Here is a 1,942-nt window from a genome sequence, read left to right on the forward strand (position 1 = left end):
TCCAAGCCCCCGTTGGTCCCCCAATTCTGGGGGACTTTTACAAGCAAATTGACTCTTGTTCCCCCCAAAGTTGGGGGGTTAGGGGGGCAAAATTCAGTATAAAAAACTTTTCAGATATCCTCTTAGATAAGTGCCCCATTTATGCAGCGCTTGGTGTCCCTGAATTATGGCGTTATAATGGACAAAAATTAGAAGTTTTTGTGTTACAACAACCGATTTTAATTTTTAATCAAGTAAATCAAAGCCCAACCTTCCCTTGGATGCCTTTGAATGCTATTCCTAGGTTTATTAACCAAAGTTTAGTCGATGGCGAAACAGCAACGTTACGGGCGTTTAGGGCTTGGGTTAGAAAACAAAATAATTTTGAGTGATAACTGCTAGCTAATAAGCTAGCATATCCAAATAGATAATGACCTAACCACTGATTTATAATAACACCAAAAAATACTCGGATTTATTTCCTACTATTCCCTATTCCCTACAGGTGCATCTCATTTTTGCTATTTGACCCAGTGGTGCGTTACGGGGTGGGCTATTTCAAAGCTGGCGAAGAGGCGCAAAATCAGGGAGATCCCATCCCTAACGCACCCTACGCAAAATTTACTATTCCCGATTAGACATCTCCAAAAAATAAAAAAACTAGATTTGCTTTATGTTATAATGGAAGTTAATTACCAATTTGTTTTTTGAAATGATTCCAATTGTCAGCTATATTAAACGTAATCCAAGGTCAACAAAGAGATTGATAGGATTAAGTGAGAAACACCTTAATAAACTAATTGACAACGCCCAAAAATACCACCATAAAAAAAAGTCAGAAATCGCTCAAACAGAAATTAGATTAATTAAAGCTGGTGGTGGAAGAAAATCTCTCTTAAATACAGAAGAGCAAATAATTTTAACATTATATTATTTACATAATCATCCTACCTTTGAAATCTTAGGAATTCATTTCAATGTGTCGGAATCGACAGCTAACAATGTTTTTCATTATTGGGTCAATATTTTGAGTGAGCTTTTACCTAGTAGCTTGCTAGAGCAAGTAAAAAAAAATACAAGTGACGAGAAATGGGTAAAGGAAATTTTAACAGAATTAGAATTAATTGTAGATAGCTGTGAACAAGATAGAGAAAGACCTCTGGATTACAAAGAACAAAAAAAATATTACTCGGGCAAGAAAAAAAGGCACACCTTTAAAAATCAATTAATTACTACTCCGGATGGTCAAGAAATAGTTGATGTAATAGTAGGATATCCAGGACCTAAAAGTGATATTATTTTATGGCGAGAACAGTCAAAAAATTTAGAAAAAACCCAAAGATATAATGGCGACAAAGCTTACTATGGAGAAGACCGAATAAAAACACCAAAAAAGAAACCAAAAAATCAAGAAATGCCGCCAGAAATAAAAGAAGATAATCAGAAAAAATCTCGCGATCGAATATTTGTAGAACACCTGATAAGAGTGATCAAAACATTTAGAGTTGCCTCGGAGAGATTTCGCCTAAATAGCAAAAATTATTCAAAAGTTATTTTGACAGTTTGCGGTTTAGTAAGACTCCGAATAGGCGCTTTAATTTTAAGTTAGTTTTAACCTAATTTGTTTTCAGACAAATTAGATATTTAGTTTATATTTTTTAGGTTAATTATTATCAAAAAAACTTCATAACTATTATTATTTCGTTGAAAGTTGTCATATTTGTGAATGATCGCAAGCATCTCAAAGCTAGTGATAGAACTGCTTTGCAATTCCTGGAGATGTCTAAAATACTCTATACTATTCTATACTGTAATTTATAAAGAAAAGATTAAATCGCTGTAGGGCTCGTGATAGCGTAGACCATTGGTAAGTTTTTACTAGTGACAGGACTAAAATTAGTCCCAGAGGAACTATATTATATAAGTGCTTTAAAAATTATTAACGCACCCAAAAGATTTAATA

Annotated in this window: 1 protein-coding gene and 1 pseudogene; both read left to right on the plus strand. The window is 33.7% G+C overall.

The genetic code is table 11. The features are described from left to right. Window positions 1–371, plus strand: a pseudogene (locus F6K53_RS38765) (Uma2 family endonuclease); the annotation flags it as partial. Window positions 372–691: 320 nt separating this feature from the next. Next, on the plus strand, window positions 692–1,588 hold the full coding sequence (locus F6K53_RS38770; RefSeq protein ID WP_293074868.1) for a transposase family protein: 897 nt from the start codon (window positions 692–694) through the stop codon (window positions 1,586–1,588). Window positions 1,589–1,942: the final 354 nt, after the last annotated feature.

It is taken from the genome of Moorena sp. SIO4A1, assembly GCF_010672065.1.
GTDB lineage: Bacteria > Cyanobacteriota > Cyanobacteriia > Cyanobacteriales > Coleofasciculaceae > Moorena.